This is a genomic window from Rossellomorea aquimaris (assembly GCF_003315075.1).
In the GTDB taxonomy this organism is placed as follows: Bacteria; Bacillota; Bacilli; order Bacillales; family Bacillaceae_B; genus Rossellomorea; species Rossellomorea aquimaris_C.
The window spans coordinates 21211-46944 of record NZ_QNRJ01000025.1 but is presented as its reverse complement, the minus strand read 5'-3'; the positions used below and the strand labels follow the sequence as shown (position 1 = coordinate 46944).

The 25734-nt window shown below is 44.5% G+C and carries 21 protein-coding genes; 4 read left to right on the top strand and 17 right to left on the bottom strand.

From position 1 onward, the window contains the following. Positions 1-713 precede the first annotated feature (713 nt). Positions 714-1553 (top strand): STAS domain-containing protein, encoded by an 840-nt coding sequence (locus DET59_RS19185; protein ID WP_113971209.1) that lies wholly within the window; start codon positions 714-716, stop codon positions 1551-1553. Between the two features lie 127 nt (positions 1554-1680). Here the strand turns inward: DET59_RS19185 and DET59_RS19180 are convergent, their stop codons facing one another. From DET59_RS19180 to DET59_RS19165, 4 genes are all read right to left on the bottom strand, one after another. Continuing rightward, complete coding sequence (locus DET59_RS19180) at positions 1681-2079, bottom strand: HI0074 family nucleotidyltransferase substrate-binding subunit (RefSeq protein WP_113971208.1); 399 nt, start codon at positions 2077-2079, stop codon at positions 1681-1683. Further along, positions 2055-2378 (bottom strand): nucleotidyltransferase family protein, encoded by a 324-nt coding sequence (locus DET59_RS19175; protein ID WP_113971207.1) that lies wholly within the window; start codon positions 2376-2378, stop codon positions 2055-2057. Before DET59_RS19175 ends, DET59_RS19180 begins: the two co-directional genes overlap by 25 nt. 264 nt (positions 2379-2642) lie before the next feature. Beyond that, entirely contained in the window at positions 2643-4007 is a 1365-nt protein-coding gene (locus DET59_RS19170) for a sensor histidine kinase (RefSeq protein WP_113971206.1), read from the bottom strand. Beyond that, the gene (locus DET59_RS19165) at positions 3997-4692 is read right to left on the bottom strand and encodes a response regulator transcription factor (RefSeq protein ID WP_113971205.1); all 696 of its coding nucleotides are present in this window, start codon (positions 4690-4692) and stop codon (positions 3997-3999) included. The genes DET59_RS19170 and DET59_RS19165 overlap by 11 nt, the downstream gene beginning before the upstream one ends. Before the next feature lie 199 nt (positions 4693-4891). Here DET59_RS19165 and DET59_RS19160 point away from each other — a divergent pair, with 199 nt between their 5' ends. Then, positions 4892-5326, top strand: a complete 435-nt coding sequence (locus tag DET59_RS19160) for a hypothetical protein (protein WP_113971204.1) — start codon at positions 4892-4894, stop codon at positions 5324-5326. A 104-nt stretch (positions 5327-5430) separates the two neighbouring features. Here the strand turns inward: DET59_RS19160 and DET59_RS19155 are convergent, their stop codons facing one another. From DET59_RS19155 to DET59_RS19135, 4 genes are all read right to left on the bottom strand, one after another. Then, positions 5431-5649 carry a hypothetical protein gene (locus DET59_RS19155; protein WP_113971203.1) on the bottom strand — a complete coding sequence of 73 codons (219 nt, stop codon included), beginning with the start codon at positions 5647-5649 and terminating at the stop codon, positions 5431-5433. A 223-nt stretch (positions 5650-5872) separates the two neighbouring features. Further along, positions 5873-6295, bottom strand: a complete 423-nt coding sequence (locus DET59_RS19150; RefSeq protein WP_113971202.1) for a hypothetical protein — start codon at positions 6293-6295, stop codon at positions 5873-5875. A 215-nt stretch (positions 6296-6510) separates the two neighbouring features. Beyond that, entirely contained in the window at positions 6511-7026 is a 516-nt protein-coding gene (locus DET59_RS19145; RefSeq protein WP_113971201.1) for an SRPBCC domain-containing protein, read from the bottom strand. 484 nt (positions 7027-7510) lie between these two features. Continuing rightward, a complete protein-coding gene (locus tag DET59_RS19135) occupies positions 7511-8038 on the bottom strand; it encodes a hypothetical protein (protein ID WP_113971199.1) in 528 nt (175 codons plus the stop codon). 317 nt (positions 8039-8355) lie between these two features. Between DET59_RS19135 and DET59_RS19130 the strand changes: the two genes are divergently transcribed. Continuing rightward, positions 8356-9036: a hypothetical protein gene (locus tag DET59_RS19130; RefSeq protein ID WP_113971198.1), complete on the top strand. Its 681-nt coding sequence runs from the start codon at positions 8356-8358 to the stop codon at positions 9034-9036. 248 nt (positions 9037-9284) lie between these two features. Here the strand turns inward: DET59_RS19130 and DET59_RS19125 are convergent, their stop codons facing one another. From DET59_RS19125 to DET59_RS19085, 9 genes are all read right to left on the bottom strand, one after another. After that, positions 9285-10556 carry a TIGR02679 family protein gene (locus DET59_RS19125; RefSeq protein ID WP_113971197.1) on the bottom strand — a complete coding sequence of 424 codons (1272 nt, stop codon included), beginning with the start codon at positions 10554-10556 and terminating at the stop codon, positions 9285-9287. Beyond that, complete coding sequence (locus DET59_RS19120) at positions 10534-14667, bottom strand: TIGR02680 family protein (protein ID WP_258549743.1); 4134 nt, start codon at positions 14665-14667, stop codon at positions 10534-10536. Before DET59_RS19120 ends, DET59_RS19125 begins: the two co-directional genes overlap by 23 nt. Then, entirely contained in the window at positions 14654-15820 is a 1167-nt protein-coding gene (locus tag DET59_RS19115) for a TIGR02678 family protein (protein WP_113971196.1), read from the bottom strand. The genes DET59_RS19120 and DET59_RS19115 overlap by 14 nt, the downstream gene beginning before the upstream one ends. Further along, positions 15798-17315 (bottom strand): TIGR02677 family protein, encoded by a 1518-nt coding sequence (locus tag DET59_RS19110; RefSeq protein WP_113971195.1) that lies wholly within the window; start codon positions 17313-17315, stop codon positions 15798-15800. Before DET59_RS19110 ends, DET59_RS19115 begins: the two co-directional genes overlap by 23 nt. A gap of 235 nt (positions 17316-17550) precedes the next feature. Then, a complete protein-coding gene (locus DET59_RS19105; RefSeq protein WP_113971194.1) occupies positions 17551-18012 on the bottom strand; it encodes a hypothetical protein in 462 nt (153 codons plus the stop codon). A gap of 257 nt (positions 18013-18269) precedes the next feature. Then, complete coding sequence (locus DET59_RS19100) at positions 18270-19376, bottom strand: glycosyltransferase family 2 protein (RefSeq protein WP_113971193.1); 1107 nt, start codon at positions 19374-19376, stop codon at positions 18270-18272. A gap of 40 nt (positions 19377-19416) precedes the next feature. Beyond that, positions 19417-19917 (bottom strand): glycosyl-4,4'-diaponeurosporenoate acyltransferase CrtO family protein, encoded by a 501-nt coding sequence (locus DET59_RS19095; protein WP_113971192.1) that lies wholly within the window; start codon positions 19915-19917, stop codon positions 19417-19419. Between the two features lie 15 nt (positions 19918-19932). Then, positions 19933-21420, bottom strand: coding sequence for a phytoene desaturase family protein (locus DET59_RS19090; protein WP_258549742.1), 1488 nt, complete (start codon positions 21418-21420; stop codon positions 19933-19935). A gap of 648 nt (positions 21421-22068) precedes the next feature. Beyond that, the gene (locus DET59_RS19085; RefSeq protein WP_113971190.1) at positions 22069-23322 is read right to left on the bottom strand and encodes an ATP-binding protein; all 1254 of its coding nucleotides are present in this window, start codon (positions 23320-23322) and stop codon (positions 22069-22071) included. Positions 23323-23601: 279 nt separating this feature from the next. On the opposite strand from DET59_RS19085, the gene DET59_RS19080 reads away from it, so the two are divergent. Then, on the top strand, positions 23602-25680 hold the full coding sequence (locus DET59_RS19080; RefSeq protein ID WP_181778238.1) for a peptidoglycan D,D-transpeptidase FtsI family protein: 2079 nt from the start codon (positions 23602-23604) through the stop codon (positions 25678-25680). The last annotated feature ends 54 nt before the right edge of the window (positions 25681-25734 follow it).

The window sequence follows — 25734 nt, the reverse complement described above, 5'->3', positions numbered from 1 at the left end:
ATGAGTAACCAGTGATATATAAAATAAGCGGAGTTTTTCCGTTTAGTTTGCAGAATATAGCTCGGTACGGGGTATATAGGCGGAATTTTTCCGGTTAAGCAAATTAAAGTTACCGATTTACACGTTTTACGAGTTAATAGACGGAATCTATCCGTCTATTTAAGGTGATTTTTATTCTTTTTCCTAATTAAGAGAAATTTCTCCGCTTATTTATCAAAGCAAGTTAATAGGGAACGGATCCCATCCTACTTTATATAAAGCGGGATCCGTCCCCATTCACTCCTGAATTGAAGTCCATCGGTCCCCTTTTATCTGCTTTTCGAGGGGAAAGGACGTTAGATTGTCCATTTTTAGTTGGAGACGGTTCTTTGGGAGGTATGAGGTCCCAGATGTAGAGTGTGATTCCTCGAAAGAACTCCCTTCTACTATGGAATTGATCCCGATTGGCCCACATTCAATCTTGAATTTCAATTATTAATCCTGTTTTGAATTTATCGATCCTCCTTTTGGATTATTTAATCCTCTTCATAAATAATTCATCCTCCTTGTCGAATTTTCTTTATGAAAAACTACTTATACAAAATGGAGCCAAGGCACCTGTCCCTATGGATTTTATTTCCAGTAAAGGGAGCGAGAGGGATTGGTTCCTTGACTCTCTTACTTATGTTACTATTATATTTGTAAAATCCCGGTAAAGGAGAGATTTTGACTACATGATCAATCAAGTTGACTTCAAATACGCTAAGGCTATATCTGATAAAATAATGGATAAAAAGCAAGAACTTATCGTTCAAAAGAACAACCTGAGCTCAAACCAACCCACCAACATAGAATCGCAGCTTCATATTTGGCGTGAAGATATAATTGAAATTTATGCAAAATCTATAAATAGTGACTTAGATACGTCCTACCAGCTCTTAAAGGAGTGGGGAGCAGAAGCCGTCGATACACTGGTTAACTTCAATCTTCCATTAGAGATTGCTTTGGATGAAGTAAGAGATTACCGGAATTTAATCGGGCAGATCATTAAAGATGAAGCCTCGGGTTTCAACTTGACATTTGATCAATTCTATAACCTGATTTCAGATTTTGATGCAGTGGTAGACCGGGCCGTTCACTGGTTAAGCATCTCTTATTCCAGAAGATTTTATACCCGTATCAATGCTGCAGAAGCTACAGCGTTAGAATTATCCATCCCGGTAATCAAAATATCGAATCAAATAGGGGTACTGCCTCTAATAGGCGATATTGATACCCAAAGAGCTCAAGAGCTAATGGATAAAGCACTTTCAAAAGGCAGTGATTTAGGATTAGAATATATGGTGATTGATTTATCAGGCGTTCCCATTATTGATACGATGGTAGCCGACCGTATCTTCAAGGTAGTGGAAGCCTTATCCTTAATCGGAGTGAAAACCATCCTATCCGGGATAAGACCCGAGATCGCCCAGACCATGACCCACCTGGGAATTAATACTTCTAATATTACGGTCACATCAAGTCTCCATATTGCCTTGGAACAATTTCTGAATATGAAAATCCAGATGGCATGATTGAACCCGGCTGCTCCTTCATCAATACTGCAATAAGGGCAAACAGGATTGGAATTATAAAAACGGTCCCAGCCCCCGGTACGATAAAGCATTATCGTACCGGGGCTGGAACCAGCATGTGCGTTTCTTATTCCACAACTCTTTCAACCATCCGTTCAACCCATTGCTGAAGAAGGGTATAATATCGGTTCAAATTGCTATGAATTTTTATCGCCACTTCCTCATTATAAGTATGGACGGTCAAATTCCGATCGTTTACCATTTCTAATGCCAAAACAGCCTCGTCATCCTCCAACAATTGGACTTCCCTGCAACTGCGTATGACACCCTTTGGTGAGCCAATATCTACCCCCTCCATGTCATACAAATATTGCTTTGCCGCTTTCCAGCTTGCCTCAAACGAAAATTCAAATCGTTGAATAGCTGCATCTCTTTCCACATCATTCGGATTTTCAATCATCGCTAACTTTTCAAAATAAATCAGTGCCTTCTTTGCAGACCCTAGTCGTTTCTGTAATCTTTCCATAAGATCCCCTCCTCTTTCACTTGTTGGACTAACGCTCCCTCAGCATGGTGCATATCCACCACGTCCACTTTATAAGGAATGGTCGAATCCTCGATTTGCTCTATCAATTGATTCCATGTAAAAGGAGAAAGCGGGGAGTGGGATTCTATCGCGATGTCGATGTCCGAACTCTGCTTTTCTTCCTGACGGGCCCAAGAACCAAATAAATATACACGCACATTTTCCTTGGCGAGTTCTTTATTCAGAATGAACTTCAATTCATCTAAAATTCGCTCCCTTAAATCACCGGGACATCCCATACAATCCCTTCCTTCCTTTTTTGTTTTATTATAGCATTTTAATCATAGAAAGGCATGGTCACGGAAAAGAGGGACGGACCTCTCAAAAGCCAAGGGAAAAGCCAAGGGGACAGGTACCTCGGCACATATTTCGCGCAATTGAGCCACGGTATCTGTCCCCAGATAATAGAGGACGGATCCCACCCTACTTTGAGTAGACCGGGGTCCGGCCCCATTCACCCCTGTACGGAGGGCCAGGTGAAATCTTAGAGCTGTATGAACTATTTATTTCATGTTAAAAACAACCACAAACCGGCAACCGTCATCATAAGTCCCATCCAACTCAATGGTTCCACCACTTTGCTCGATGATTTTCTTCACAATCGCAAGTCCCAATCCCGTTCCTCCGGTCTCACCATTCCTGGATGCATCCATCCGCACAAACGGTTCGAATATCTTTTCATGGTAGTCGACGGGTACCCCGATCCCCTTATCCTCGATCGTCATGATGGCCTGATTCTGTCTCTGCTTGAGTGAAATCGACAGATATCCATCACTGGACGCCATCCCATTCTGGAGAATGTTCGTAATCGCCCTTTCAAGCTTGGAAGGATCGAATTTCACCATCAGCGTATCCTCGGTAATATCCAGGTGATACTCCATCCCTTTCTCCTCGAACTCTTCTACAAAGGAAGACAGCATGGTACGGAGCCATTCGGCCATATCGTTTTCCTTAAGCGATACCGGATCGCAGTCTATATCCATATGGGACAGGTCGAACAGGTCATGGATGAGCCGGTTTGCTCTCTTGCTGTTGGACACGATGATATCGGTATATTTCTTCTGATCTGCTCGACTCAGATTCGTTAGGCTGGTCAACGTTTCCGCGTAACCCTGTATATTGGTCAATGGGGTTTTCAGATCGTGGGAAATGTCCAGAATCAGCTGCTTCCTCAAGTTCTCGGACCTTTCCTTCAATGCGATTTCCGTGCCGATCGTCTCTGCCATTTGGTTAATGTTATGTTTCAACTGGTTCAATTCCTGATTCGCCTCGAACTCGATCTTCTCTCCGTAGTTTCCTGATGAAATCGAATCGATCCCTTTAAGAAGCTTCTGGATCGGCTGAATGAGCTGGACGGAAGTTCTCTTCACATACCAATACAGAATGACGATCAAGCACACCATGAAAAAGAGGATAGTGAAGAAGAACACATCATCCAATTGGAAATAGTCATCTGCGGGAAAATAGAGTAATAGATACTCTTCACTATTCTCAGGTATATATAAATCCGTATCATACGTATCGGTTTCCTTCAGAAATTCATTCAATCCATAGTTAAACCCGATCTTATGAGGACTATTGAATTGGTCGATCACCTTATAATCGGGACTGACGATTTCAAGGTAGGCATGATCCGGCAGCTCATTCTTCTTGAATGCCGCTTTCATCCCCAATTTCTTCGCATCTTCATACGTCCCTTCTAGGAATTCCTGATCCAAGTCCTCATACACGGTTTCGACATACACAAAGTTTGCCACCAGGGTGAACGTCCCTACTCCGAGTAGAATGATAAACAATAAAGCATAGTTGATAAAAAATTGCTTGGTGATGGAAATGGACTTTTTGAGGAGGATCGGATTAGTCTTCATGGTCCTCCATCCGATAGCCGAGTCCTTTCACCGTCGTGATATAGGCAGGGGATTTAGGATCTGCCTCAATTTGTTCTCTGATCCGACTGATATGAACCATGATGGTATTGCTGTCCCCGATGTAGTCCGTGTTCCATACAAGCTCATACAACTGAGCCTTCGTATACAATCGATTCACATTCTTCATGAAAATCGATAACAGCTTCGTCTCCTTAGGCGTCAATAGGAGCCGCTCCCCATCTTTGGTCACCGTCTGATTGATGGGGTCATATTCGAGAGAACCGTTTCGAATGACACCTTCCTCCTCCACCACACGATAATCCGTATACCGCCGAATCTGGGCATTCGCTCTCGATACGAGCTCAATCATACTAAAGGGCTTCACCACATAGTCATCTGCCCCCAGCCCAAATCCCAGTACTTTGTCTGCATCATCCGCCCTCGCTGTCAGCAGCATGATCGGAACCTTACAGCTTTTCCGAACCTCTTTGATCACCTGAAACCCATCCACTTTCGGCATCATCAAGTCCAGGATCAGAAGGCTCGGCCGCTTCTCCCTGCATTTACGGATCACTTCAGCTCCATCATAAGTCTGCTCCACCTCGTACCCCTCATTCCGCAAATGAAGGCTGATCAATTGGTTAATTTCCACATCATCTTCCGCTATATAAATCAACTCTGCCATACCCTTACTCCCAGTCTTGTAAAATCAAATTTTTATCCTATTTTATCATGGAAGTGGCGATGTTTTTTGAGATTTATGGTTAATTTAAGGTTCCTTTAAGGTTGGGGCAAAGGATGTGTTGTACAATTAGTAGGTTAATGGTCATCGAAATATATGACTGGCCATTGTCTAAAAAAGGAATAATTGGTGGGTAATGAACATGACAAACAAACTAAATGAGTTCATCATAAAAGGACATTTTGAAGAAGCAAAAGAAATGACGAATGAACTTTCCTATTCAGAACTTGATGAAGAACTGATGGAAACAGCCTTCAAGGATTCAAGTATAACGAATTACGCCTTCATTATGAGTTTACTAGTCGAAGAGGAAACCGTTGAATTACATGAGATGGCGTTCAGATTGATGGTGGTTCCACTAAATTACCTGGACGGTGCTTATTACGCTGCCCTTTATCATGCAAGGCGATGCGTGGAGTTAACAGACCGACAAGATATCGGCTATCTATCCAATCTATTATTCTTGCATCAAATCCCCGATAAAGTCGTCAGTGAAGAGGAAGCCTGTGATACGGCGAGAAGGATTCTGGCATTAGATCCCGAACATGTAATTGCTAGAGAGTTTTTGAATAAGTGAAAGAGGGACGGACCTCTCTAAAGTAGGAGGTCCGTCCCTAACTTCTGAAAAAGAAATGCCCCCGACCGCTGAAACTTTCTACGTTCGGGGGGGGCATTTCCATTTCATTCATTTTCGAACTTCACTTGCTTCCTCATAACAAAACTAAAAATAATACTTGTAAGGATATAATAAATCCCTATAATTGATAACGCATCTGTTAACACGATCCATAGTCCATTTCCTTTTATAACGAACCCCCATAACAAGAAGCTCGTGATAAATATAAGTGGGAATATAAGAAAGTATCCCAGGAAGTATAGTTTCTCTTTTTGTTGCTCCATCATCATCATCCTTATCTGGGTAATGGATTTCTTACACTAAAGTATAAGCGTGTCTGTTTAATATAGAATGATCCGATTCAACCGTTTTGCTGGCCCAAGGTCCGACACCTTCCAGACATTTAGCAGAATAATACGTCAAGAACGCGACCATTCCAATGGCATTTCCACCGACGCCAATCTTGATTAATAGTTTCGCAGCTTCTTTATAAGCCTTCTTCTCTAATTAAGCCCATAACCCGCCAGTCATCGCCACCTCAATAATAGCAACCCCAAAATGATCCTTTAACGCACCAATCATACAGCCCTTCCACGTCTTCTTGGCGGCGAATGGCTGGATCGATTGTGATTGTGCCGCCATCATGGGATTAAGACCTTCGCTACTTGCAGAGTTGATCTCTTGTTCCAGCATATCAAGCTCCTTCACCTTTCCAAACTCCTCTTCCAATTGAGCAAAATCAAACCCTATAACCCTGCCTTCAGAATCATAGATAGCCGCTTCCTCCATCAAAAATTCAAGATCAGCAGCCAATTCCTCCACTTCTTCTTCGGTCGCCATGGGTGCCGCACTAACAGATGGGCCAACCATCCCTACTATTAACATCAGAGCTATTAATACTAGTAATGTGTTTCTACCTATTTGTTTCATGATCCCTTCTCCTCTCTAAATATGATACCTCGGCACTTGTCTTATTCAGTGATAAGCTCAGCATTAAAAGGTTCATAGATAGAGAATACATTATTTACCTTATAGGAAACTTAAGGGAAGGTTAAAGAAACCTTAAATTAATTTGTTTGCTCTTCAAGGAGCCACGGAAAAGAGGGACGGACCTCTCTAAAGTAGGAGGTCCGTCCCTAACTTCTTTATTTCAGCTTCTGAAGGGCTTCCTCCAGGCGGTTCCACGTTTCGGTGATGCCTTGTATCACACCCATGTCCGTAACGGTCTTGAGAGACTCTGCCGAATCATATTCAGCACGGTTGATCAGCTTCGTCCTGCCACCCAAATCGATGAATTCCAATGTATTGGTAGTCGAGGGCATGTCTTCATTCGTATTGCCTTCCGGATCTGAGAAGGAATCGACGTAGATGATCTTCTCCGGCTCGATGATCTCCTTGTAAACCCCTTTTCCCCAAGATTCCATACCGAAATATTCTCCTTGACCTCGATCTGCGCACTTCATGCAGTAGTGCCACACACCTCCCGGGCGGAAATCCACGTTACATACAGGAAGCTCCCAGCCTCTTGGTCCCCACCACTGTTTGAGATATTCAGAGTCTTTAAACATAGTAAACACTAGCTCACGCGGCGCATCAAAATCTCGCTCAAGCACAAGTACCCGATCATTTTCCACCCTTGAAGTCAACGTATTGCTGGTCATTTCATTTCCTCCCGTACATTAGAGTATTTTGATTCAAATCACAACATAAAACGGTATTTCGTTTTTACGGCGAAAAACTTGGACACTGAAATCAAAATATACCCTATGGTGAAAAATACCCAAGGATCCCCCATAGTATCCGCTTTTACTATTCTTCAAAGATTCCTTATTTCCTTCTTTGGTTTTGAGATTGTTGATGGAAAAAGGAGCCATGGGGACAGGTACCTTGGCTTTAGTCAACAAAAAAAGAGCGATACATTCCGTTTGATCATGATCACTCTTCACTCCTATTTCAATATGCTTTTCCAATCTTTTATATCACTTTCATGTCTCACGGAACCAGCTGCTAAAGTATCAATATATCAGATATTAACTTAAACAATTAAACGGTAATGCTAATTGATTTTTTCATCCAAACGATTTTGCAGTGTGAAAAATGCAATCAGTGTAGTTACTACCAATACTAGTCCTATATAATTCACAATCATTCATACTCTTCAATCAAACTCCCAGTCTTATCATAAAATGTATAGTTCCGATACTCATACCCTCCATCTTTTGATTTAGGCAAATCCATCCAGGATACGCTCTGCTTGTAAGGAGGGAACGTTTGCTCAAGTGTTTTCCCATTAATATCTACCGTCATTTTCGCAATGTCATTTTCATCATTCGTCACGAACATGATTTTTCTAAGTGAACCAGGTAAAAACATGCCCATTGTCCCGTCTTGATCGGATTCAATATACCTCCACACATAGTTCCCCTTATCGTTTTGAACAAACTCAATATAGGATGGCCTGTGATTGGCCAGAAACCCTACAATTCGAACATCATCAAAATCATCGATTTGCACAATTCGAATGTCTTTATCCACATAGCCATCCAACGAATTTATCACTTTGACGATGGATTCCTTATCATTACCGTATAATTTCGTGGATTGATACCAGGCATAGGCGGCCACCAAAATCACCACTGAAGTGAGCAAGAGCGTTATTTTTTTCTTATTCATCCATGATCCCCCCATAATGAGTTAGCTGGTTAACCGGTCACAGTTCCCATCGTACTTTCTAAATAGACTATTACTAATTATTCCAAAACATTCAGAATTAAACAATATTAAATAGGAGAGAGACGGTTCTCATGCTTCCTATTAGGTTAGCCGTAAGCAGAAAAGCCACCGGTAACAGGAAACCCGGCCAGTTTTAATCGGCAGATAGAGCCGTGGTACCTGTCCCCGTGGAACCTTCCTCGGCTTACCAGTTCACAAAATATCAGGGTAGTATCATCGATTCATTTCCATTATAATTGTATGAGGGAGGTGATAAAATGGAAAAGCAAATCATAAACATGTTATCCGATATTCAACGGAACATGAAAGTGTTCGACCAAAACTTGAAAGAGCTTGACCGTAATATGAAAGGGCTCGATGGAAGAATGCAAGGTCTCGAAAGTAATGTGCAAGGTCTCGACCAAAAAATGCAAGGTCTCGAAAGTAATGTGCAAGGTCTCGACCAAAAAATGCAAGGTCTCGAAAGTAATGTGCAAGGTCTCGGCCAAAAAATGCAAGGTCTCGAAAGTAATGTGCAAGGTCTCGGCCAAAAAATGCAAGGTCTCGAAAGTAATGTGCAAGGTCTCGACCAAAAAATGCAAGGTCTCGAAAGTAATGTGCAAGGACTCGGCCAAAAAATGCAAGGACTTGAAAGTAATGTGCAAGGACTCGGCCAAAAAATGCAAGGACTTGAAAGTAATGTGCAAGGACTCGGCCAAAAAATGCAAGGGCTTGAAAGTAATGTGCAAGGGGTCGAAGGTAATATGAAAGAGTTAAGAAGTGACTTGAAAGAGATAAAGGAAACGGTTAATAGAATTGAAACCTCACAAACAGAAGATGTCATTGCTTTGTTAAAAGTGGGCAACCAACGTTCTGAAACAGACTTTCATTATCTGAACACAAGAATCACAGATATCGATAAAAGGGTTTTCACTCTTGAGAATCGAGCTGAAGGGTAATCGTCATATCTCGAAATAATAGTCATGACGGTTACCTTATACCTATTCTTCTTTTCCCCTCACCATGATCCACACTCCATTTCTTCGATTTTTCTTTTGTTAGACTTTCCATTGTATCCAAAAATGGTGCCTGACCAAGTAGGTCAGGCACCGTTTCTTATTCCAAAGGTAACCATAGGGACAGGTACCTCAGAACTATGATTAAATAGGCCGAGGTACCTGTCCCCATGGCATTACCATGGCATTAGTCACCTCTCCATATCCCACACCAATACTTCCACCATTGCTTCCTGATATCCAGCTCTCTTTTCTCTCTGCATGACTTCAGCCACTTTCTTCAATCCATAATGTTGAATTTTATCCAATTGTCTCAACCTCTTATCAGAAACGAATTCCTCTGACATGATTTCAGCATACGATTGTTCATTCATTCTCCATAATCGTACGGAATTGGGAAACCTGCGAACCAACCGATCCGCGATAAGCATCCCTTCAGGATCAAGATCCCCTGAATAGTTGATCGTAATCCCTGAAGCTGAAAGTAATTCAATCAAACGCCAGCCGGCAATTCGCAGTTGTCCATGGGTACAAATAATGGGTGCGTGTGGAACCATATCCATCAATGTGGAAGCGACGCTCGAATTTTCTAACACCCACACTGCCTTTCCCTGATATGGATAGACTTTATCTACTTTAATTAACTCTTTTAATGGGAGATTCAAGACCGTTCCCATCTCTTGTGCTGCTTTCCATACCGGATGAATACCCTGATTGGTCTCAGCCCATAGGTTCTGACCCGTTACAAAGCTCCATATATCATCTCGTATCAATCCGTAATGCCCGAGAAGTTCGTTTTCTTCTTCCGATGTTTTACTGAAACGGATATCACCTTCGTTGTTGATCTGGTCGACGGTCAGCAAATGAAGCAGCATTTTCCCCAGTACCGTGTTTCGATCGAATGCATGGGGATTGCCCGTTATCTTTTGAGCAAATAAAGGCATTCGTATGAACTTTTTTTCTTTTACTATCAAACTCCACGCTTCTTCGAGGTATTTAAAAGAGGAAACCAATCCGGCAGCATCTTCCTTATACAGTGTCCAAATCCATCTTGCATCTGCCGACTTCCCGGAAATCCACTCTACGTACCAAACAAGCTGCGAAAATTTATCTTTCACCTCGTCCCAAAATTGCATTTCCCGTTCTTGTTCTTGTATCAGGCGATCTTTGTTCGCTACCAGTTTCTCATCGAAATAGTCTTCAAGGAATGAAAGCAACGAGTCATACTGATACTTAGTACGGCGTAACTCTTTTTCAAATTTCAACAGGGTAATCGATTGTTTCCCGCGTAATTCTTCTACCGACAACCCTGTCAGACCAGAAATGGACATCAGTTCATCATTGGAAAATGATGTTAAGCTAACCGATCCTCCTATCCGGCCGAGTGACTCATATCTCTTCTTGAACAAGAGAAACAGCTTATGAAGAGCCGCCTCTCCTTTAAGTAAGTTCAAGTCGCTCATAGATCTCTTCCTCTTCCTCTACTTGTTGAACCGGCTTTCTGTGAACTCCATCCCACTCATAGCGCATGACCGTCACAAAGTCCGCGTTTTTAGGACGCAACAGGTCAGCGATTGAAAGGGACGGTACCGTATCATAATCTCCCCACAGCGCCTGGGAATTCATGATGTAGTTGAAGCCCAGTTGCTCAATGACTTCGAACATGTCCCTGATATTGTTTTCATCGACCCCTGCGAATGCCTCGTCCAATGAAATGATATACGGGGCAAAATCTCTCGCTTCCTTATAGCGTGAATAAGCTGCAGTGAATAACGGAATATACATAGCCATGGCTTTCTCTCCTCCTGAGAACTGGAAGAAAGCATTATTTGTCAACTCACGCTTGACCCCTTCATTCTCCCGTTTAAACGAAAGAACAAAGGTAAACCATTTTCGATAATCCAGGACCTCTTTCAACACCTGATGGAGGGTAGACCCTTCATTTCGAAGCGTAATCAATTCTTTCGCTTTCTGAATCCTGGACTGGAAATGCCGGGTGATTTTGCTTAAGTCATCTTCATGAAGATGTTTACTGTCCCGTTCAAGCAGGCTCACAAGTTCCGCTGTATCCATCTCATCTTCCGATTCTGCGGTCTGCGCTTTCCAGGCAATCGAGAAGATCAGTCCAGAAGAATTATCACGTGCTGCCATGATTTTGTCCATCTGACGCACCCATTTGGCTGCCCGCTTGATTCGGCTCCTCAATATCGTGCCGATATGATTCAGCATGATATCCTCATACAGCTTCCGGTCCTGTTCATCCAGGTTCCGATCCTGCTCTTCATAGGTTTTCGTCAGGATATCAGCGAGATAATAAGGGTTAATCTGACTACCGTTGTAAGAAAAACGTATCATCCGGCGATCTTTAAGGGAGATATATTCTTTCAGGAACGGTTCAAAACGTTCGTCATGCTGCTCCTTCATCCACTCCGGCGTTTCTTTATCATCGGTATAATTGGTCATCCTGAATTCCGAGAGCATCTGTTGCTCTTCAAAAAATGCTTTGGTCAGAGACTCCAGGATTTTAGGTTTATCATAAGTGGTAAGCACGTCCCCACATGTTGATAAAAGGTGATCCGCATCTGGAACATCCTCCCTCACTTCCACGAACTGATGATTGATTTCATCTGTCACGTGCTGTTTCCACAGATCGCGCATCTCCGCCCAAAATTCCATGTCCCCTACAACAATCTCCAACTTCTCATCCACCCGTTTTGCATCAGTTTCCTTTTCCGGAAGGGTCCTTTGAAGCTTCTTCAACTCATGCTTCACACTTTCAAACCTGTCCTGAACGCGTCTGATTTCCCGCCTGATTTCATCCATCCCTTGTAAGGCAAGCTGCTGTTCGATGGAATCGACTTCACGTAGCAATCTGTCCCAGTCACTCTGTTCCACGTTGATTTCACCTTTCAAATGATCCAGCTCCTCCTCTATGTCCCGGAGGAGCAAGGCGATATCTTGGATCCGTTGCCGGCTCGCTTGCAATTGGACGAGCACATGTGTCAGGTTGTTCAGATCGCCTTCATATTCCTTCATAAAACGTATTGCCTGCATCACGCTTTCCGTATCCAGTTCGAAGGAGAAGCGGCTGCTGTATTCGTACAACTGCTGTTTAAGCCTGCTTAGTGCCACCTGTACCTCTTTCCACTGCCGATCGGTTTGATCCAGAAGTGCCTGCTGAAGTTTCCGCTCCTGCTCCAATTGCTCAAACTGCTGATGGATATCACGGAGCACTCCATCAGAGGGAATCGATTGCTGCCATTCTTTCACGTCCTTCAGGATCTGTGATAAGCGAGAGATCTCAAGCATAACTCCATCCCGTTCTTCATTGAGGTCAGCAAGTTCTGTCATAAGGAGCTCGATTCTTTCCTTTAAATGACGTTTTCTGGATGCTCTGCCGATAAACTTGGACGGACCTTCTTCCGGGGCATGACCTTTCAAGATTCCCATCATGTACGACCCATCTGGATGGATCACGAATGCTCCAGCCGATTCTTCTAATGGAATGGAACGAAGGACTTCATCCACCCTTTGTATGGAAACGGCTGAATCCGCTTCGACATCCGGTTGTAGATAGTCAGCAAGGGTCTGCGTCATAAGGAATGGTTCTGGTACCAGGACCGAATCTTCTGTCGGTCTGATTTCATCTCCCGAAATCAGGCCGTCTAGAATCCCCGTCTGTCTTAGAACTGATTCGATACGCGACTTTTCTTCTTCCGTCACACCCTCCTGAAACTCCACTGCTTCATAGAACGGGACTGCGGCAACTCCTCCCTCTATAAGTTTCTTACGATGCAATGAGGTTCCCTCTGATCGCTCCGGTTCGATCATTTTCTGTTGCTTCAACAGTGAAATCTGCTCATTCTTATCTTCCATTTCACCTTCCAACCGCTTGAGGTGGTTTCTATGTTCAACCGTTCGGGTCCGAATCTCTTCCCGGTACTCCTCCAGACTTTCGAGTAGTACCCCTTTTACTTGATCAAACGAGCTCTCCTCATAAAGCCCCTGCACAGATCGGGCCACTTGTTGGCGCTGTTCATCTGTGAATGAGAGTTTGTCATATTTCCCCATCCAGGTGAAAATGTCTGATTCCAACCTTTGCTGTTCTTCCGTAAACCATTCTTCGGTATGATCCATCTGCTGCAGGATTTCATCAACCTTCTGCTTCTTCTCCGACGACTCCCGTTCAAGGTCACGGTATCTCTCTTGCTGACGCGTTCGATCGTCAAGGAGCTTCATGGCTTCTGAAAGCACGTCCTGATGAGCCGCAACTTCTTTCTTCCAGACGGTAAAATCGTACGTACCTTCTTTTATCCGTTCGAAATCATCCTGATTGACACTGTGAGCTGAAAAGTCACATTCCTCCGCCAGTTCATTCATATCAGCCAGTAACTCTTTCACACTACTCGTTGCCTTCCACTCACTTTCCTCTAAGGAAGTAAGCTCTGTCTTCTTTTTCACATAATCCTTATGCTTCCTGTCCCTTTTCTCTTCCAGGCGAGTGACCGAGTCTTTTTTCCGCAGCGACTCTTTCTCAAGATCTTTCTTCTTCGATTCAAGTGACCATACTTCATGACGGTTCAGCTGATCCTTCTGTTTCTCAAGGAGGTCTTGTTCATTCGACAAGCTCTTTTCTCGTTCCTCAAGCTCTGAAATTCCCAGTTTTAAATCTGCTTTATTTTGCTGAAGTTCTTTGACAGTCTGCTCTTTCTTGACCACCTTTTGATGAGCCGTCTGCCACTTTTCCGCATATTCAGCCAGCACGTACCGGTTATACCGATCGTACACCCGAAGGACTTTATCAATCGAATCTTTTTGCATGGCCAAGCGCTCTAGTTCCTGTTGAGCCTGATCCATGTGATCGATACTGTCGGATAAATAACGGATTTCATCGTCCGTCAAAGGAGGCAATGCCGATTCCAGGATTTCATAGATCACCGTTGGCTTGAAGTCCTTTGAAAGCTTCGGACTTCTCAGTTGAATCAATAATTTGATAAGGTCCTCATACGCATCGGTTGATTGGAAGCCGAAAATATGGCGATTCACAAGCTCCATATACTCCCTTTGGGAATGGACGACCTCCCCTCCCGTTGCAATCCGATTCTTTAATTCCTTATCCGACATGGGAATCTTCTCACCTGAATGAGTGAGGGTAAGGGGAAAGTCAAGACCGATCCGCCGGTTATCCGTGATGACGAAATACCATGATTTCATCGGCTTCCCCCGCTTTGCCTGCATTCCGATCCCGGTGGTCATATATTGCCCAGTACCTTTCTTCACATATTCCATAAACAGATAGCCCGTCCGCTCGTCACGGTCGACAATTCCTTTTTCCCCAAGAAGATAGTCTTCCATCCTTCTCGCCTTGGAACCGAATGGATCCAGTCTGTCGGGAGATTTCCTCCCGTCCAGTAATACGGGTAAAAAGCTTTGCATCGTAACCGACTTCCCAGATCCATTGGCTCCGCGGAGCAGCAGCTTCCCGTCTTTAAAGTCAAATGTCTCTTCATCGTAATACCAGAAATTCACGAGACCGGCCCTGTTCAATTGCCATTGCTCATTATTCACTGTCATCACCCTTTCTCATAAAATCATCTGGATATTTGCCTGCCAGGATGCCAAACAACGGTTTGATATAAATCATCGCATCATCCGCTTCAACCATCATCCAGCTTTTCATAGACGAAAGGCATTCCTTCCTGATGGCTTCAACCGTCGCTTCCCGGAAATGTTTCGACCAGCCTGAACCGTTCTGTTGCCTTAATTCCACAATCAGCTGATCAAAGTCCCCTGTCGTCAATAGCAACTCTCCCGTCTCGAGAGGCGAAAAGGAAGAACGCTTTTCATATAACAGATACGACAGCTGCAACAAAACATCGGTTACAGCTTTATTATCCGGAAAATACTCATACTTGTAATGTGGTTCTTGAGAAGACAGAAAGGCCGTGTTCTTAAATAACCTGAGGCGATAATGGCTGTGTTTCTCGATATCTTCCATCATACGATTGCGAAAGCTCCTGATATAAATAAAATCGGGGTCGTTGCTCGATTTTCTATGTACGCCCGGTGAAAAGAACAATTGGCGGTAGACCCGCTTTCTGCGCTCATCTTCCTGCTGAAATTTCCAATCTTCCTGTAGGAGATCCTGCCAGCTGGTAAATAGAGTCAAATCCTCAGGAAACGAACGGATAAAATATTTACTGTAAACCGTCGTTTCGTATAACACTTCATGTTCTTCGTCATTATCAAACTTCTGAATATTCCCATCAACCGTGCGTATCAAATGTAGATCTGCCATCGCTCTAATCGTCCGGATAAGGGATTTCCGGTGGGTGTACACCGTCCAATCAATTCCTTCTTCACCTTCATAATCATGTCTGATCTCCTCTGAAAGTTCAGACAACAGAAACTGCTCACCGACAGACTTTTCTTCAAGAAAGGCCATCGCGTAACAGAATAACGCATAATCCCGTGGCTCCTGAAACGACGAAATGCCCATCCACGGCTCAGGTTCAACAGGAATTTTCTCAAGCTTAATAAAATGTTGATGGACAATTAACAACAGACCAAATTTATCATCAAGATACCGCCTCAATACCTTTTCCCGTTCACGAATTAACTGATATTCCTGGGGATTCTCACTTCTCAATATCCAGAACTCATGCAGCAGGAGTTCCAGCCCCTCAATCGCTTTGTCATCAAATTCAATCGTTTGAGCCTGTTCCAACGGATGATCCCCCTTTCATTTCCAATGTTACATCCGGCATCTTCAACACCCCATCTGCCGCATGCAGTACCGTCTTTCGGTCCCGATGCACCTGAACACTCACCGTAAATCCATAATCCGTTTTAATGACCTGCTTCTTACTTGCCATCGCTTTACCAATCCAGCTGAGAATCACTTTCCTGACAAACGGCTCCACCACACCAAGCTCTGACAGAATCATTTTCCGATTGATGAACAAAGTTTCGATCATTCTTTGTTCCTGCTCCTTTTCAGCCAGGTACTGCTCCCTCAGTGCCTTTTTCTTTTCCGCATTTGACTCCATCGCCCCGGGCTTCGTCTTTTCCTTATAGGTCCTGATGCGCGGCTTGATTGGCAGGATGATTGGTTCTTCCTCCCAAACATCACTGTGAATATTTTCTGTCGTATCTTCTTCGATTTTCAAATGCCTGATCGTCATAGAACCGAAAACGACCGCTGACAATTGATGGGCATCTTCCATGGAACGGCTTCCACTGAAGAGCCCTGCAAGATGAAGATAATCTTTCTTACGGCTGTGATGACTGTGATGCCGTTCACTCATGCGCTGTACATAACGGGTGATTCGCCTGATCATTTCATTCGTCTGAAGCTGCAGCATTTCAAGCTCGCTCGATTGGCTGACGCTCCCGATGAACCATGACCTCATCACCCGCCAGAAATCGTGGAACTCCTGGTACCACTCCAACACCATCTCCTCGCCGATTTCTTCCAGACGTGGAATTTGCCTCTTATGATCGGCAAGCTTGTCAAAGAAAGGCTCCACCACCTGCTGATCCATCCTCTCCAGTTGATCCGAAATCTGAAAGGACGTTTTCTGCAAGGACACAATAAAGTCTCTCAGGTAGGTGGTGAATTGACTTTTATACACTAAGAACGCCTCACTCTGCATCCGCTGATCCGTTTGTTCACTGTTGATATACGCAATATAATCCGCCGTGCTCGTCCGAATCGTCCTGAAATAGTGCAGCAGATCCTCCCATAGGAGCATATACGTCTCAGGAGATTCCGAAAGACCACTTTTCAACTCATGATCGAGCTTGTTCACCGATTCAAGCAAACGGTCAAACTGAGACTTCTCAAGAGAACCACCGAAACTTTCCCCGCTCTTCTTCTCAAGTGTCGCAACCATTCTCTCAATCTCAATCGTATAAGGTGTCGACTGATAACGGAACCGCTTCTTCTTATACTCCTCAATCGTCTTCGCATTCGTCATATCCTGCCTGGCATTCAAATTCTTCCACTTCACCAACTGAGCAAGCTGTACGAGAAGCTGCTCCTCCTCATAGTGCTCATAGTGAGGGACGGACCTCATATAATCCAGCACCTCTTCAGGTGAAATGAAATCTCTCATTCGTTCATGTTGCAAATAAAAGTATCGTAGAATCGTTCGATATTCAGCAGCATTCTCAGCTGTCAGATAACTCGCTTCGATGAGCTTTTTCATCGGCCCTTGCATGTTTCGTGCACCTCTTTTCATGGTGATCATACATCATTTACTTATGTATGGTATATGAAATAATTATACAGTTAAAGGAGCCATGGGGACAGGTATAGTGTTTCTAAGGGAAGGGGAAAAGTAGAAGGGAATACATCTTATATAATGCTTTCAAGAAGGAATCATTCAGGCGAAGTCATCTTTATAAGTCCACTAAAAAAAGAACGATTCATTTCAGGTTGACCCGAATCGTTCTTCACTGGTTTTTCAATATGCGTTTAAAATCCTTGATATCACTTTCATGCCTTACAGAACGAGCTGCTAACGTATCAATCACTCTTTGCTGATCTTCGAGTGTCTCTGTTATCTTGCTGGTTTTTGCATCGATATGTTTCTCTATATGCTCAAAGTATGGGCCCAGTCCATTAATAAGATTATCTTTTAATTGATCTTGGCTTGTTTGAAGTTGGTTTTGATTTTTTTGCAGTTGATCTTGGCTCGCTTGAAGCTGGTTTTGATTTTTTTGCAGTTGATCTTGGCTCGCTTGAAGCTGGTTTTGATTTTTTTGCAGTTGATCTTGGCTCGTTTGTAGTTGGTTTTGATTTTGTTGTAGTTGGTCTTGGCTGATTTTCAATTCCTTTTGACCACTATCTAAACGGTCAAGTCTAGTGTTCACTTTTTCCAGTTCACCGAGTATGAGCTTTAAGGTCTCATCCAATAAAATAACCCCTAATGCGCGTTTCCTTCATTATAACATGTCTCAATGGGGTTGATAACTATTCTTTCTAATGAAAACCATAGAGACAGGTACAAAAAATAATCCAATAAAAAACAACCCCAACTCACTATGTAAGAAGGGATTATTCATTCCATAAAATAAAAGCTCTCAACTGTAAATACATTTCCCTGGTCCTGCACCAAGAAAGCCAATCCCGATGATCCAACCTCCCAGCTAGAAAAGAAGCTCCAGGCCCTTCATACCTTTATCTTCCGCCCCTTCCACTTCACAGAATGAAAAACATTCACCCGGACAAAAGAATAAAGGAAAATCACGGCGAAGAATGCAAACAGCAACGGGTAAAAAGGGAAATACACCCATCTAAAATCCCCGACCCTGCGAGCAAACCATGCCGTTTGAACGGAATAGAGGATATACAATACCCCGTAGACGATGATAGCGGCAGTACTTCCCTCTATCATCGAAGAGATCAATGAAGACGCGCTCGTTAAACTTCCCGTAATCCAGAGGATGACCATCAGCATGACGACGGGATGAGTGGACTTAGAACCGACGGCAAAGCTTTTGCACCAGCCTTCGATCAGACTCCCCACCCCTTCCGGATACATGCGGAACGAAATGATTCCCCTGCCACCGAGACAGCGAACGGGAAGGTTCTGATCCAGAAAGGCCTCTCCCAGTGCCAGATCATCCATGATGGCCCCCTCGATTTTCTCATGCCCACCGGATAAAAAGTAATCGTCTCGATTACATAGAATACATGGACCGAACGAACCGGCAGCTTTGAACCGGGATCCCCAGACGGTAAATAGATTCATGCCCACCACGACGATGATGTTAAAAACAATGGAAAGATGCTCATACACGCGCTCCACGGTGTGATAGGGCTGCAAAGCGAGTATCCCCCTCGCTCCTTTCCCCTGGTAGACATGCAGAAGATTACGTAATCCATCCACACTCGTAAATCGGGTATCGGCATCCAGGAATAGCAGCCAGGCTCCTTTTGCCTCCTTGGCACCGCGCCAGCAGGCAGACGATTTCCCTGCCCCGTTATTCTGGAGGACCGTGACACCGTAGCTTTCTGCGACCTCAACGGTTCGATCCGATGAATCGTCATCCACCAACAGAACCTCAAATCCCTTGTATCGCTGCTCTTGCAATGACTGCAATAAAGGGGTGATCCTGCCTTCTTCATTCCTGGCAGGGATAATGATGGACACAAACGGCAACCCCGCCGTTTGTTTAGAGGTGAATCTTGGAACCGGCAAGGACCAAAACACGATCACGCCAATGATCACACCCAGGAAACCCAGGATGAGATTGATCACTTCTGAAGCAGTCATGCCCTCCCCCTCCTTCCTCTAGAATAGCGCCAATCCCCGTTCAACCTTTATGTAGTCTTTTCTTCCCAACTCCTGACGTAATCGCCGATATCCGCCCCCGATTGTACCGCTGAACCACAATAATCGGAAGGTTAAAGACAAGGGCATACAGAACCATCGCCCATCCTGCCCATACGGGATTCCATATAAAGAACAGCGGAGCAGGGAGAATGGAGAGCCAGTGAGTTAGTTCCGCGCGTTTCGTTTCCGCGGCAAACACCTTCAAGTCCCTCGACTTCGTCCCATGCAGCCCCTTTTTGCTGTATCCCTTTTTGAGAAAAATCGTGCCGTCTAGAATCAAACCCTTCCACGCCTTCACCCGGAATAAACGCTGCCACAATGCTCCGGAACGTTCAAAAGAGAACGTCCGAAACCAGAAATGGTCTTTCAAAAACCAGGTCAAAGGCAGCTTCAAGCAAATGGCCGAGATGGCAAGATGAAAGAACGTCCAGGCAAGCACATCAATGAGTATGATCCAATGGTCAGGCAGTGAGACGATCATGACATCACCCCTTTTTTATAAAGCATCCCTCTCCATAATCTTCTCACCGACCAGCTGGCCGCTTAACGTCACCATCGGCATTCCGCCACCCGGGTTCACCGTCCCCCCGACAAAGTAGAGGTTATCGTAGCGTTCACTCTGCTTCGGATGCTTCAAGCCTTTATTCTTCTTACTGTCTGACACCGTTCCATAAATCGCCCCGCGGTCGGAGCCATACGTGCGCCTGATATCTTCCGGTGTCCACATATCCCTCGTGACAATGTTCTCACGCAAGCCATCAAGGCCCATCTTCTCCAACTTGATCAAGACCCGCTCAGCGAATTGTTCATAGTCCTCTTGCGTATACGGATTCTCATCCCGGATAAACGGAATATGCGGCAGCACCTTGATATTTTCATGTCCTGGAGGGGCCTGTGTCGGATCGGTCTTATTCACATTGACGAGATAAATGACCGGGTCCTCCGGCAGTTCATGGCGGTGGAAGATCGATTCCATTTGCGCCTTCATATTTTCGGCGAAAAAGAAATTGTGATGGCGGAGCTGCGGATAACTCTTCTTCACACCGAGATGCATGACGAGACCGGAACTCGCCGGTTCGAATTTCGTTTTTAATTTTTCAATATAATCGCTGTCTTCCTCCAGTAATCGCTCGTACACCGGTATGACTTCCATATTGGACACATAGTGATCGGCCGTCACCCGGGTCCCGTCTTCCAAAACGGCTCCGGTAATGTCGCCATCCTTCTTGTCTAGCTTGACGATCTGCTGTCCAAGGTGGAAGGTCACCCCCACTTCTTCCGCCAGCTTCACAAGGGCGTCGGCGAGCTTGTGCAATCCGCCGGGAACGTACCATGCCCCCTGATCATGCTGCATGTAGATCATCATATTCATCACAGCCGGCGCATCGTAAGGGGACGAACCAACATATTTGATAAAATAAGAGAGCATATCGCGAAACTGCTCATGACTGATCCGCTTATCGAGGGATTTATGCACCGTGGACATCAGGTCAATGTTCTTCAAGACACTGAACAGTCCCGCCTGCTTGACGATTCCTTTTGCCGTATCCGCACCTTTAAATAACGTTTTATCCGTCATATCGTAATGGGTTTTCGAATGCTCCAACAGACGTTGATATTCACGAATGTCCTTTTCACTGAGAGAGGCATTCTTCTCCAGCATGTCGTTCACATCTTCATACAAGTCTATGACATTTCCATCGGGGAAGAAGGAACGCCATTGATGATCCAGCCTCTCAATCTGGACATAGTCCTTCATGGATTTACCACTGGCCGCAAACAACTTCTCAAAGATCTGCGGCATCGTCAAAATGGACGGGCCCAGATCAAACCCAAAGCCGTCTTGCTCGAGCCGGTTCAACTTTCCTCCAATATGATCGTTTTTTTCATACAAAGAGACATCGTATCCCGCCTGTGCCAGTGTAATGGCAGCCGACACCCCGCCGAGTCCGCCTCCAATGATCAGTACTGTTTTATTTTTCAATGGTTCCGTTCCTCCTGTTCGGAAATCTTGTTTTGGAATATGTATGTTTATCTTAAATACTTTTAACATCTGCCTGACCTTATGCCAAGCTCCTTTTGACCCTTGGAACCAGACCCGGTTTGGCCTGCTTCTTCCAATACATCAAGTCTGTATCTTCCACACTCATCTTATACCCTAACTGCCTCTAAGAAAAAACTTGAATGTGTTTGGGTCATGGTTCGATGTGGAGGGGCTTCTGCCACAGTGAAATCTTGTTCTTCATCGATTCCCATCGTCCATTTATAATGATTGATCTTCAGTCCGTAGAACACATCCTTCTAAATGGGTGAAAACATAAACAAAGGGACGTATCCCACCTTTAGCCTTTAGCAAAGTAAGATACGTCCCCGTTTAGTTTATCCCCATATTTTCATCTTGAACCACCCACTATGAGCGATTGTCAATATTGAATTATCTAAAAAATACAACAAAAAACCTATGTTAGTAAAGAGAGTGTATCCCTTGGTAACACAGGTTTTCACATGCAGATTACTGGCTATTTTTTGATCAAAAATCATTAGAACGATTCATGCTTAGAAAGCACGTGAACCGTTACTTTGCTTTCAAAAAAGAAAACGGCGTGGACCAACAAAAGGTCAACGCCGTTTTTCATGTCCGAACACCCGGAAACTCAATAACAAATTCCGTCCCCACCCCTTCCTCACTTTCCACACTGATCTTCCCCTTAAAGGAATGGATGATTTGATAGCTGACCATCATCCCAAGGCCTGTCCCTTTTTCCTTCAGAGAATAATAAGGAGATCCCAGGCGCTGGACCTGTTTTGGATTCATACCGATTCCCTGGTCCTTGACCGTAAGCCTGATGTGTCCATCGGCGGTCTGATGGCACGAAAGCGACACGGTACCGCCATTCGGCATGGACTCCACTGCATTTTTCAAAATATTGAGCAGGGATTGGTTCAGCTTCTGGGGATCTGCTCTCATCCAGCAGTGATCCTGGATGTCGGTTTGAAATTCAACCTGCTGGTTCACATTAAAGGTTTGAATCAGCGATGCTGTACGTTTTAGCTGTTCACTGACATTGATGGTTCCATATGTACTGTTGGAGGGTTTGCCTAAAGCGAGAAAGTCGTGGATGATTTCATTGGCCCTATCTAATTCTTCAATCGACAACTTGATGTATTCTTTTTGGCGAAAAGGGAGATCGGGTTCATCGAGGAGTTGAAGAAATCCCCTGCTCACCTGCAAAGGGTTGCGGATTTCATGGGCAAACACACCGGTGAGTTCACTGATCACCTTGAACCTTTCCGAGTCCTGGACCTCCAGCCTGAGCTGATGGATCTCACGAATTTTATCAATCAGCACAGTACAGAACCACGTGACGGCAATCGTAAAAAGCAGATGAATACCCTGAACTTTCAACACAGGGATGGAGAATCCATTCATGCCCGCAAATACCAACATGCCGCAGACACAGTACAGGAACGATAATCCCGTTGCAATGATGATCCTTCGATCCCTATTCACACGTAAAAATAATCGCTGAACGTAAAAAATGACAGGGAGCATAATGATGAGCACAACGACTGTCGTCACGACCCCCATGCTGATCCCGAAAGACAGACGATATAGAATGATTAAGGCTGACAGAAACACGCCAGACCGAACTCCGAGGTATAACGTCCCGAATAGCAGAGGGATAAACCGGATATCGAGGCGTGCCCCCCCAGCGTATTCCACGGGAAAGGACATGCACAATAGGATGGACACTCCCCATAAAATGGTCATGAACATCTTGATCGACCGGTCCTCTTTCACCTTCTCCAGAATAAACGTAAAGTAACTGAAGATCGGAATAACCATTAATGTAAATTGCAGCAGGAAATCTTTCACTATACTCATCCGGGCACCATTCGCCTTCTGTTCTAGGTATCTTCAATTTTATCAAAATTCAGAAAGTTTTGGTACTTCGACCTTTTTATTATAAAAAAACCGTGGTTCCTGTCCTCGTGGCTTTCTATCAAAAGAAAAAAGTAGAGTGGTTTCAGTCCTCACTCTACCCACTCCAGAAACGGGATTGTAATAGATGAAACAATTTCATGAACGTTTCAGCATATCCCTTGGGTTCTTGTTATTCCTTTGTTTTAATTGTAATAAGTCAGAAATACAATGGTGATAAAAATGAGAAAGAGATTCAAAAAACGACGAATGAACAGGAAAGTCTATCCTAAGCGGATGAAGATTCTATTTGTGACTGTTTTTTTCTTATTCAGCATGTTGATCGTAAGACTGGGCATGGTCCAGATTGTGAATGGACAGTCTTATGAAAAAGTAGTAGAGAAAAAGGAAAGTCTGACAGTGAATTCACCCGTGCCTCGGGGGGAAATATATGACCGAAACGGGAAGTTGATTGTCGGCAATAAGCCACAGAGGGCCATCACCTATACCCGGACATCAGATACGAGTCAAGAAGAATTACGGAAGGTTTCAAAGAAGTTAGCCGATATGATTGACGTGAACATCGAGTCACTTACAGAAAGAGATAAAAAGGATTTCTGGATCTGGATGAATCCTTCAGAAGCCGACAAGAAAGTGTCCGCTTCCGAAGTGGACCGCATCCAAAGCGAGAAGGGTCTTTCTACCAAAGAAGCCAACCAAAAGATTTATCAATTAATGCTGGAACGAATCAGCGAAAGGGAATGGGCCTCTTTTACGAGAGAAGAATATGAGATGCTAGCCATCTATCAAAACATTTCCAAAGGGTATGCCCTCTCCCCTCAAATCGTTAAAAACAAGGGGGTCTCCATCACCGAATATGCACAAGTGAGTGCCCACCTCGACGAATTGCCGGGTGTGAACGTCACAACGGATTGGACAAGGTCTTATCCACTTGACCACACTCTCCGCTCTGTGCTTGGAGATGTGTCTTCAACCAGGGAAGGGATTCCTAAAGATCTCCTCCAAAAATATCTGGCGGAGGGTTATGACAGAAATGACCGCGTGGGTACCAGCTACTTGGAATTAAAGTATGAAGACCTCTTAAATGGACAAAAAAAGAAAGTCAAAAACATCATAAAAGACGGGCAAGTCATTGGGACAAAGGTCATCCAAAAGGGCCACAGCGGGAAAGACCTTGTGTTAAGCATTGATGTCGAATTGCAAAAAGAGATCGAGAAGATCATACAGGAAGAGCTTTCAAAACATATCGGTACGAAGGGTTCTCCTTATCTGGATCGGGCATTCGTGGTCATGATGGATCCGTACACAGGGGAAATCGAAGCCATGGTCGGCCAGAAAGTGAAGGAAATCCTCCCGAATGGGGAAGTCGAATTCCAGGATTATTCCTTGGGGACCTACACCACTTCCTATGAATCCGGGTCCGTTGTGAAAGGTGCTACCCTCTTAACCGGTTATATGACCAATCAAATCAAGCCGGGGGAAAGGATTGTGGATGAACCCCTTTATATTAAAGGAACACCAAAGAAGGCTTCCTGGTTCAATGAATGGGGGCAGCGTACACGCCGAATTTCTGATCTATTTGCACTGGAGAAATCCTCTAACTCCTATATGTGGAAAGTGGCACTCCGGATTGCAGGGAGCAGATATGTTCCGGAAGCACCCATTCAACTGAAGGGAGACGCCTTCCGGACATTCAGGGAGCATTTTGCCCAAATGGGACTGGGCGTGCCGACAGGGATCGACCTGCCCGGTGAATCACCGGGTTATCAGGGAACAGCGGAACACCCGGGACTGCTTCTCGACTTTGCCATCGGGCAATACGACACGTACACCCCCATGCAGCTGGCTCAGTACGTTTCAGCCATCGCAAACGGCGGGGAGCGGATTCAGCCTCACCTGTTAAAAGGGGTGCGCGAACCTTCCAACCAGTCACCTTCATTAGGGAGTGTCGTGTATAAGAAGGAGCCAGAGGTGCTGAACCGCATAGACGCCTCACGAGACGAAATCCATCAAGTACAAAAAGGCTTCTATAGGGTCTTTCACGGGAGAGAGGGTACGGCAAACCTCTTCAAAGATGCCTCCTACAATGCAGCCGGTAAGTCAGGAACGGCAGAGGCGTTTTACAAAGGTCCGAATATGAAGAAGGCACAACCAACCTACAACACCTCTCTGATCGGATACGCACCGTTTGACCAGCCTGAAATCGCCTTTGCAACCGTCGTTCCATGGTCTCACCAGAAACACGATCCCTATATCAATAAGACCATTTCCAAACGAGTGATGGACACATACTTTGAGTAAAAAAAGAATAAGGACTATTAATGGAAAAGAGGCTGTCCCCAAAGTAGCAACTGC

What these genes read in the sequence shown, in the direction of transcription:
- DET59_RS19185 (WP_113971209.1), top strand. Translation starts at nt 714, where the DNA reads ATGATCAATCAAGTTGACTTCAAATACGCTAAGGCTATATCTGATAAA.
- DET59_RS19180 (WP_113971208.1), bottom strand. Translation starts at nt 2,079, where the DNA reads ATGGAAAGATTACAGAAACGACTAGGGTCTGCAAAGAAGGCACTGATT.
- DET59_RS19175 (WP_113971207.1), bottom strand. Translation starts at nt 2,378, where the DNA reads ATGGGATGTCCCGGTGATTTAAGGGAGCGAATTTTAGATGAATTGAAG.
- DET59_RS19170 (WP_113971206.1), bottom strand. Translation starts at nt 4,007, where the DNA reads ATGAAGACTAATCCGATCCTCCTCAAAAAGTCCATTTCCATCACCAAG.
- DET59_RS19165 (WP_113971205.1), bottom strand. Translation starts at nt 4,692, where the DNA reads ATGGCAGAGTTGATTTATATAGCGGAAGATGATGTGGAAATTAACCAA.
- DET59_RS19160 (WP_113971204.1), top strand. Translation starts at nt 4,892, where the DNA reads ATGACAAACAAACTAAATGAGTTCATCATAAAAGGACATTTTGAAGAA.
- DET59_RS19155 (WP_113971203.1), bottom strand. Translation starts at nt 5,649, where the DNA reads ATGGAGCAACAAAAAGAGAAACTATACTTCCTGGGATACTTTCTTATA.
- DET59_RS19150 (WP_113971202.1), bottom strand. Translation starts at nt 6,295, where the DNA reads ATGAAACAAATAGGTAGAAACACATTACTAGTATTAATAGCTCTGATG.
- DET59_RS19145 (WP_113971201.1), bottom strand. Translation starts at nt 7,026, where the DNA reads ATGACCAGCAATACGTTGACTTCAAGGGTGGAAAATGATCGGGTACTT.
- DET59_RS19135 (WP_113971199.1), bottom strand. Translation starts at nt 8,038, where the DNA reads ATGAATAAGAAAAAAATAACGCTCTTGCTCACTTCAGTGGTGATTTTG.
- DET59_RS19130 (WP_113971198.1), top strand. Translation starts at nt 8,356, where the DNA reads ATGGAAAAGCAAATCATAAACATGTTATCCGATATTCAACGGAACATG.
- DET59_RS19125 (WP_113971197.1), bottom strand. Translation starts at nt 10,556, where the DNA reads ATGAGCGACTTGAACTTACTTAAAGGAGAGGCGGCTCTTCATAAGCTG.
- DET59_RS19120 (WP_258549743.1), bottom strand. Translation starts at nt 14,667, where the DNA reads ATGACAGTGAATAATGAGCAATGGCAATTGAACAGGGCCGGTCTCGTG.
- DET59_RS19110 (WP_113971195.1), bottom strand. Translation starts at nt 17,315, where the DNA reads ATGCAAGGGCCGATGAAAAAGCTCATCGAAGCGAGTTATCTGACAGCT.
- DET59_RS19100 (WP_113971193.1), bottom strand. Translation starts at nt 19,376, where the DNA reads ATGACTGCTTCAGAAGTGATCAATCTCATCCTGGGTTTCCTGGGTGTG.
- DET59_RS19095 (WP_113971192.1), bottom strand. Translation starts at nt 19,917, where the DNA reads ATGATCGTCTCACTGCCTGACCATTGGATCATACTCATTGATGTGCTT.
- DET59_RS19085 (WP_113971190.1), bottom strand. Translation starts at nt 23,322, where the DNA reads ATGAGTATAGTGAAAGATTTCCTGCTGCAATTTACATTAATGGTTATT.
- DET59_RS19080 (WP_181778238.1), top strand. Translation starts at nt 23,602, where the DNA reads ATGAGAAAGAGATTCAAAAAACGACGAATGAACAGGAAAGTCTATCCT.